This is a genomic window from Streptosporangium sp. NPDC005286 (genome assembly GCF_040607515.1).
In the GTDB taxonomy this organism is placed as follows: Bacteria; Actinomycetota; Actinomycetes; order Streptosporangiales; family Streptosporangiaceae; genus Streptosporangium.
This window is the reverse complement of sequence record NZ_JBEXGU010000280.1, coordinates 1-7,763: the sequence shown is the minus strand read 5'-3', so window position 1 is coordinate 7,763 and position 7,763 is coordinate 1. Positions and strand designations below refer to the sequence as shown.

Below are 7,763 nucleotides of genomic sequence, written 5' to 3'. Positions count from 1 at the left end.
TTCCGCACACCACCGGCGTGCGGAATCACCCAGATCAAGGAACTGGCCTGTTTCCCGTGGCGATAAGACCGATTTATCCCCGCATCTGGTCAGGGGCGATCCGTGACCGGTTCCCGACGCGGCATCTCGCACCGGATTCATGGACACGACCTCCCGTCGTTTGTGGCTCATACCTACAGGGAAGAGCGCTTCCATGCAGGTCAGATGCTGTTTTCAGGTGCGGGGCGGGTGGCCGGACGTGCATGGGGAGACCGGCCACCGTGTCACGCGCGCTGAAGTGTCCGTGCCGTGACGGGGATCAGCGCGCTGGCCGGGGCGGCGAGCGCGACGGATCTGCTGGCGGCACGGCTGCAGATGGCGGTGTCGCTGGGCTGGCACATCGTGCTGTCGTGCATGGGGGTCGGCATGCCGGTCCTGCTGGTGTTCACCGAGTGGCGGGCGATCCGCACCGGCGACGACAACTACATGCGGCTGGCCCGCAAGTGGGCCAGGGCCGTGGGAGTGCTGTTCGCGGTCGGGGCGGTCTCCGGAACGATCCTCAGCTTCGAACTGGGCCTGCTCTGGCCGGGTCTCATGGGCGTCTACGGCCAGGTGATGGGGTTCCCCTTCGCACTGGAGGGGATCGCCTTCTTCATCGAGGCCATCTTCATCGGTGTCTACCTCTATTCCTGGGACCGGCTACCGCCCAGGATCCACCTGCTGACCGGGATTCCCGTCATGATCGCGGGGACGGCGTCGGCGTTCTTCGTGGTCTCGGCCAACGCCTGGATGAACCAGCCGGTCGGGTTCGAGGCGAAGGACGGGAAGATCACCAGCGTGGACCCGTGGGGCGCGATGCTCAACCCGGCCACGCCGCTGCAGACGACGCACATGATCGTGGCGGCGTTCATGGTCGCCGGATTCCTCGTCGCGGGGGTGTACGCGGTGGCCCTGCTGCGCGGACGGCGGGATCGCTACCACCGGCTGGGATTCCTGATTCCCTTCACGCTCGGCTCGATATTCGCCCCGATCCAGATCGTGGTGGGCGACTTCATCGCCAGATTCCTGGCCACCAACCAGCCGGTCAAGCTCGCCGCCGCGGAGGCTCTCTTCCAGACCCGCGCCGGTGCGCCGTTGAGCATCGGTGGCTTCGTGGTGAACGACGAACTGCGCTACGCGCTGGAGATTCCCTACGGCCTCTCCATGCTGGTGGGCTTTCACCCCGACACCGTGGTCCAGGGGCTGAACGTCGTGCCTGCGGCCGACCGCCCGCCGGTCAACCCCGTGCACCTGGCCTTCGACATGATGGTGGGGATCGGTTTCTTCCTGCTCCTGATGGCGGCCTGGTTCGCCCTGACCTGGTGGCGGCGGCGCGACCTGCCGCGCTCCCCGTGGTTCCTGAGACTCGCGGCCGTCTGCGGCGTCGCCGCCGTCGTCGCGGTGGAGACGGGCTGGATCGTGACGGAGGTCGGCAGGCAGCCCTGGGTCGTGTACGGCAGGCTGCGCACGGCCGACGGAGTCAACCCCGCCCCCGGGCTGTGGCTGGGGTTCCTCGCCCTCCTGCTGGTCTATCTGTTCCTCACCGTCGCCATCGGCTACGTCCTGCGCCGGCTGGCACGTGAACCCAAGGAGGTCCCGGCGGAGGAGATCCCCGGCGAAGTGCTCCTGCACGCCCCTCAGGAACGGGACTGATCCGATGGACCCGGCGCAGATCGTGTTGCTCGTGCTCTGGGTGGGGGTGACCGGCTACGCGTTGCTGGGCGGAGCCGACTTCGGCGGCGGCATCTGGGATCTGCTGGCCGGGCGCAGCAGAGCGGGCATGCCGGAGCGCAACCTCATCGAGCACTCCATCGGGCCGGTCTGGGAGGCCAACCACGTGTGGTTGATCTTTGTGCTCGTCATGTTGTGGACCGGGTTCCCGCCGGTCTTCGCCTCCGTCATGTCGACCCTCTACATCCCGCTGATGCTGGTGGCGTTCGGCATCATCGCCAGAGGATCCGCCTTCGCCTTCCGTAAGGCCGCCACGGAGTTGTGGCAGAAACGCCTGTTCGGCGCCGCTTTCGCGATCTCCTCCGTGCTGACCCCCTTCTTCCTGGGCGCCGCCGCCGGAGGGGTCGCCTCGGGACGTGTTCCGGTGGGCCTCGCGGCCGGAAACATCGTGACCGGCTGGCTGAATCCGACCTCCATGCTGGGCGGGGTTCTCGCGGTCGGCACCTGCGCCTACCTGGCCGCGATATACCTGTGTGACGACGCGGTACGGGCGGGGATGTCGCACCTGGCGGAGAGTTTCCGGACCAAGGCGCTGATCACGGGATCGTGCGTCGGAGTCGTCGCGCTCGCCGGCATCGCGGTGCTCCGGGCGGACGCGCCCCGGTTGTTCGAGGGACTCACCCACCGGGCGCTGCCCCTGGTGATCGCCAGCGCGGTGTTCGGACTGCTCTCCCTGGTCCTGCTGTGGCGGCGGAGCTTCACGCTCGTCCGGATCACCGGCGCGCTGGCCGTCACCGCGGTGCTGTGGGGCTGGCCACTCGCGCAGTATCCCCTGATGCTTCCGCCGTCCCTCACGTTGAACGAGGCCGCGGCGCATCCGGCGGTGCTGACCGCGACGCTGATCTCGCTCGCCGTCGGGGCGCTGCTCCTGGTGCCCTCCCTGGCCCTGCTGTTCCTGCTGCAGAGGCGCTGGTCATACCGTTCTGACGCGTCTGACTGACCGAGCCGGTACGGGACGCCGGGGCGTAGCACCCGTGGCCGGCCGAAATCGCCGGCCGGGTCGCGGGTCATGTCCACCCGCTCCATCACCGCGCGGGTGCGCCCCTCCAGCACGGCCGGTATGGAGATGCTGCCGGAACCCAGACCGGCCACCGGAGGAACTGGTCTCTTTTTCATTACATGATCCGATATGGCAGCGTGGACCGTTCCCAACTGCCACTGTTGTCGAGCCGCGGCACGGCCTTCCCTTTCTTTTCTGGAGTTCTATATGCGTTTCAAGACGCCCTTGGCGATCGCGGCTACCGCGGTCCTTGCGGTCGGCCTGTCCAGCGTCACCACCGCCTCGGCGGCACAGACCTCAGGCGCTGACCTCATCTACGCGTGCAAGGCCAAGAGCACCGGCTACGTGCGGCTCGTCAACGCCACCACGAAGTGCAAGCCCACCGAGGTCAAGGTGTGGTGGACCAAGCAGGCCGGCGAGGGGCAGAGTACGGTGGCCGGCCCCGGCCCGCAGGGGGAGACGGGTCCGCGAGGTCCTCAGGGCCCGCAGGGCCTGACCGGCCCGCAGGGGCCGATTGGTAAGACCGGCCCGCAGGGGCCGATTGGTAAGCCCGGCGCTCCGGGAGAGGCCGGTAAGGACGGCGCCCCCGGTAAGGACGGCGCCCCCGGTAAGGACGGCGTCGACGGTAAGGACGGGCAGGACGCCTCGGAGCTCAAGTACATCACCCTCGACCTCGCAGCCCTCGGCATTCCCGGCGGGAAGCAGTACACCTGCACCGACGTCGACCCGAACCCCGCGGTCTTCAAGACGGGCAACTGCAAGAAGGGCGGTGCCCCGGTCACCTCCCCGGCGCCGGCTGCGGCGCCCACGACGACCCCCACGACGACCCCCACCCCCAACTAGTCGCGCACGCAGCACGGCCCCGCTCGCCTTCCCGGGGAGCGGGGCTCTCCGTCTTCTCCGCGCAGACGGAGAGGAGCCGGCCGGACGCGCGCCCGCTGCCGAGAGCGTCGTGTCAGATGCCGCGGCGCATCGCCCTGGTGCCCATGGCCAGGCCCACCGCGGCGACGACGCAGGCCCAGAGCGTCCCGTACAGCACCGAGGTGTCCGCGAAACGGCCGGAGAACAGTGCCCGCTCCGCCTCGACGATGTGGGTGACCGGGTTCAGCGCGGCGACCGCCTGGAGCCACGCCGGGCCGAAGTCCATCGGCAGCAGCACGCCGGAGAGCAGCATCAGCGGGAACAGCACCAGCTGGGTGACCCCGTAGAACAGGTTGCCGCTCGGTCTGGACGCGATCGCGAGGACGAAGGAGAGCGATCCCAGGCCGATCCCGAACACGACCAGTATCGCCAGCCCGGTCAGCACCCCCGGCAGGTGCGGGCGGAAGCCCAGCGGCACCGCGAGCGCGATGATCAGCGCGGCCTGGGCCAGCAGGATCACGAACTCCTTCATCGTCCGGCCGACCAGCATCGCCGTGCGGTTCAGCGGGGTGACCAGCATGCGCTCCATCGAGCCGCCGATCAGCTCCACCAGCAGCGAGTAGCCGGCCATCATCGGCCCGGACAGGCACATCATGATCAGAATGCCGGGCACGAACCACTGCCACGGCGATCCCTGGCCCTCGAAACTCTGCGTTCCGGCGAGCAGCGGACCGAACAGGAAGAGGAAGAGCAGTGGCTGCCCCATGGTGAAGAGGAGGCCGAGGGGTTCGCGCAACACGGGGACGAACTCGCGGGAGAACACGGTCGAGGTGTCACGGAGGAAGAGTCGTACGCTCACGGGGGTGACCTTTCTTGCCGGTGGGGGAGGGGCATGTCGCCGATGGCCAGGTGTTGCGCGGGGCGTGGCCGTTCAGTGCGGGGCCGGTCAGTGCGAGGGGGCGGCGCCGACGCTCAGGCGTCGTGCGGGGCGGTCCCGTGGTTCTCGTCGCTCTCGCGCAGGCTGCGGCCGGTCATCGCGAGGAACACGTCGTCCAGCGTGGGCCGGGCGGTCTCCGCGGTGGCGACCTTCACCCCCGAGACCTCCAGGGAGCGCAGGTACTCCGGCAGTGCCCTGCCCGCGTGGGGCACCCGCAGCCGTACCGTCCTCCCGTCGACGGTGACCGCGTCCGATCTCGCGATCCGCGCGGCGACCTCGGCGGCCCTCGCCGCCTCCGGCTCGTCGTGGACGGTGACCGTGACGCGGTCGCCGGCCAGCTCGCCCTTCAACTGCTCGGCGGTTCCGTCGGCGATGATCCGGCCGTGGTCGATGATCACCACCCGTTCGGCCATGGTGTCGGCCTCCTCCAGGTAGTGAGTGGTCAGGAAGAGGGTCGTGCCGTGTTCCTCGCGCAACCGCAGGATGTGCTCCCAGATGTTGGCGCGGCTCTGCGGGTCGAGGCCGGTCGAGGGCTCGTCCAGGAACAGCAGGCCGGGCCGGTGGATGAGGCCCAGGGCGATGTCGAGACGGCGGCGCTGGCCGCCGGATAGGGTGCCGGGCCTCCGGGTGGCCAGCGCTTCCAGGTTCAGCAGGCCGAGGACCTCGTCGGCCCGCCGCCGCGCCTCGGCCCGCCGCAGCCCGTAGCAGCGCGCCTGGGTCACCAGCTCGTCGCGGACGCGGAAGTTCTCGCCCGCGCTGCTCTTCTGGCCGACGTAGCCGATGCGGGCGCGGACCCCGGCCGGATCCGACACGACATCGCGGCCCGCCACGGTCGCGGTTCCCGACGTCGGCGGGAGCAGGGAGGTCAGCATGCGCAGGCTGGTGGACTTCCCCGCGCCGTTCGGACCGAGGAAGGCCACCAACTGACCCGCCTCCACATCGATGTCGAGACCGCGCACGGCGTCGACGCCTCCTTTTCCGACCTTGAATCGCCGGGTCAGCCCTCGGGCATGGATCATCGTCCCCTCCTCGGGGTGGTCGGTTGGTGGCATGCCGAAGAAACCCCTGGTCGGGGGTCCGGCTGGAGATGATTCATCTTTACCCACGCGATCCGGATCAGGCAAACGTGAAACGTACATTCACATTTGCTCTGACCTGCGAAAACTCGCGCTCCCTCGGGTCGGTGCAAGGTCCTTTCCGGCACCCGCCCGAACCGGGTTCCCCACGCTGACCTGGGCTTTTCCGAATCCGGCTGAAGCAATGAAAAACAGTGCGAAATTCCCGTTCCGTCGTGGGAAGCCGGGCCTCGGTGACGCCCCTGAGCCGCCGGAACGCGAGAGAGCCCCAGGCGCCGGATCGGCGCCCAGGGCTCCGCTACGCTCCTGGGAAAAGGTGCTGGTCAGGTTCCCTCGGCGTGCGCGGGGGCGTGGATCTGACGGGGGACGGCCGAGGCGCCGCGGCGGCGTCGGAGCAGGGCGTCGATCGCCCAGGAGCCGGGGCCGAGCACGGCGATGATCAGGAACGACCAGCAGAACAGCGCCGCGAGCTCGCCGCCGTTGCGCAACGGCATGAAGTCCTGCGGCAGGTGCACCACGAAGTACGCGTAGGCCATCGAGCCTGACGCGAGCGTCGCGTTGACACGAGTGAGGAACCCGGCGAGGACGAGCCCGCCGCAGACCACCTGGATGAGTGCGGCCCACCAGCCGGGCCAGACGCCGAACGCGAGGGCCTGGCCGGTGCCGCGGTTGCCGCCGAAGACGCCGAACATCGACGCCAGGCCGTGGCACAGGAAGAGAAGACTTGTCACGATGCGGAAGAGCGAGAGCACCGGCCCGTTGAATCGGTTGATCTGCATGGAATCACCCCTGATTTTCATGGCGCCGCGTATCCGTTGTTTCCACACGGCATCGCCGGGCCACATTCCACCCTCGCTCCGTACGGTTCGATGACACGACGGCCCGTGTCCTTGTTTAACCCTTTGTCAAGGTTGAGTGTCATGGTAGATCGTCACAGGCGTGATGTCTGGAGTCGGCGATCAGTACTGATCGGTAAAGAGTGAGTTAAGTACGAAAATCGCAGCTGAACCGAATAGATCGCCTTTTGGCGACACATGTTCTACTTAACTATTTAATGTACGTTTCAACCATACGGCTGATTGGCGCGTTCCATGTGCGGTCGTGACTCGTGACCTGCGTACCCGGGACACGGAGGTTGTGGACGTCGCCCGAACCGCGCCCCCTATCGACAGGCGGATTCCAGTATTCGTCGTACCACGCCGGCCGGATACTAAGGTGCCGCGCAGTGTGCAGGTGGTGGACGACGTGCCGCGTACCCCATGGGCAGGCCCGATCGCGGGCGGCAGCCGGCGCGTCGGCAAGGGACGGATACGAAGCCGGTCATGAATGAGCCGCAGGCTCCGCAGGAGGCGTGATGAGCGTGCAGATGAGGGTCCTGTCGGTGCTGCTGCGCGGGCTGTACAAGCCGCGCATGGCCACCGCCGAGCGGGCCCGCAAGGCGATCAACGCAGTCAAGGCCGATCCGGCTCCCCCGGCCCGGGCGGCCGCACGGCACCGGGTGCACCGGCGCAGCCTGGAGGGGTTCGACTGCTACACCGTGATCCCGCGCTCGGTCCCGGCCCCGGCCAAAGCGTTGATCTACCTGCACGGCGGCGCCTACATCGACGAGATCACCAAAGAGCACTGGAGCTTCATCTTCGCACTCGCCGATGCCGGGATGCGGGTGGAGGTGCCCATCTACGGACTGGCTCCCCGGCACACCTACCGCGAAGCCTTTCCTTTCCTCACCGCTGTCTACCGCGACCTGCTACAGACCTGCGAGGCGGAGGCTGTCTTCCTCGCCGGAGACTCGGCCGGAGGCGGTCTGGCGCTGGCCCTGGCGCAGGACCTGGCCGCCTCCGCGCTGCCCCGGCCCGGCAGACTGATCCTGCTGTCACCGTGGTTGGACATCACCATGTCCCACCCCGACATCCCCGTCGTCGAACGGCGCGATCCATGGCTCAGCAGCGTCGGCCTGATCGAGGCCGGGCGTGCCTGGGCCGCGGGGGACGATCCGCGCGACCCGCGGCTGAGCCCCGTCCACGGTGATCTGACCGGCCTGCCGCCGGTCGAGCTCTTCGTGGGCACGCACGACGTGCTCTATCCCGACGCCCTGCTCCTGCGGGAGCGCGCCCCGCACGACGTGCAGGTGAACCTGCAC

7 protein-coding genes are annotated in these 7,763 nt (G+C 68.5%); 4 read left to right on the top strand and 3 right to left on the bottom strand.

The genetic code is table 11. The features are described 5' to 3' along the window. Positions 1–288: 288 nt before the first annotated feature. From ABZU75_RS44305 to ABZU75_RS44295, 3 genes are all read left to right on the top strand, one after another. Positions 289–1,671, top strand: a complete 1,383-nt coding sequence (locus tag ABZU75_RS44305) for a cytochrome ubiquinol oxidase subunit I (protein ID WP_355568832.1) — start codon at positions 289–291, stop codon at positions 1,669–1,671. Between the two features lie 4 nt (positions 1,672–1,675). Further along, entirely contained in the window at positions 1,676–2,689 is a 1,014-nt protein-coding gene (locus ABZU75_RS44300) for a cytochrome d ubiquinol oxidase subunit II (protein ID WP_355568829.1), read from the top strand. Between the two features lie 267 nt (positions 2,690–2,956). Next, positions 2,957–3,592: a hypothetical protein gene (locus tag ABZU75_RS44295; protein ID WP_355568826.1), complete on the top strand. Its 636-nt coding sequence runs from the start codon at positions 2,957–2,959 to the stop codon at positions 3,590–3,592. Positions 3,593–3,704: 112 nt separating this feature from the next. Here ABZU75_RS44295 and ABZU75_RS44290 read toward each other — a convergent pair whose 3' ends face one another. The 3 genes from ABZU75_RS44290 to ABZU75_RS44280 form a co-directional block, all read right to left on the bottom strand. Next, on the bottom strand, positions 3,705–4,469 hold the full coding sequence (locus tag ABZU75_RS44290) for an ABC transporter permease (RefSeq protein WP_355568823.1): 765 nt from the start codon (positions 4,467–4,469) through the stop codon (positions 3,705–3,707). Between the two features lie 113 nt (positions 4,470–4,582). Further along, positions 4,583–5,566 (bottom strand): ATP-binding cassette domain-containing protein, encoded by a 984-nt coding sequence (locus ABZU75_RS44285; RefSeq protein WP_355568820.1) that lies wholly within the window; start codon positions 5,564–5,566, stop codon positions 4,583–4,585. Between the two features lie 380 nt (positions 5,567–5,946). After that, positions 5,947–6,402 carry a DoxX family protein gene (locus ABZU75_RS44280; RefSeq protein WP_355568817.1) on the bottom strand — a complete coding sequence of 152 codons (456 nt, stop codon included), beginning with the start codon at positions 6,400–6,402 and terminating at the stop codon, positions 5,947–5,949. A 575-nt stretch (positions 6,403–6,977) separates the two neighbouring features. Here ABZU75_RS44280 and ABZU75_RS44275 point away from each other — a divergent pair. Further along, positions 6,978–7,763 (top strand): alpha/beta hydrolase (locus ABZU75_RS44275; RefSeq protein WP_355568814.1); only part of this gene is annotated, 786 nt, incomplete at its 3' end.

Bases quoted from the DNA above. Each gene is read 5' to 3' on its own strand.
- ABZU75_RS44285 (WP_355568820.1), bottom strand. From the start codon at position 5,566: ATGATCCATGCCCGAGGGCTGACCCGGCGATTCAAGGTCGGAAAAGGA.
- ABZU75_RS44280 (WP_355568817.1), bottom strand. From the start codon at position 6,402: ATGCAGATCAACCGATTCAACGGGCCGGTGCTCTCGCTCTTCCGCATC.
- ABZU75_RS44295 (WP_355568826.1), top strand. From the start codon at position 2,957: ATGCGTTTCAAGACGCCCTTGGCGATCGCGGCTACCGCGGTCCTTGCG.
- ABZU75_RS44300 (WP_355568829.1), top strand. From the start codon at position 1,676: ATGGACCCGGCGCAGATCGTGTTGCTCGTGCTCTGGGTGGGGGTGACC.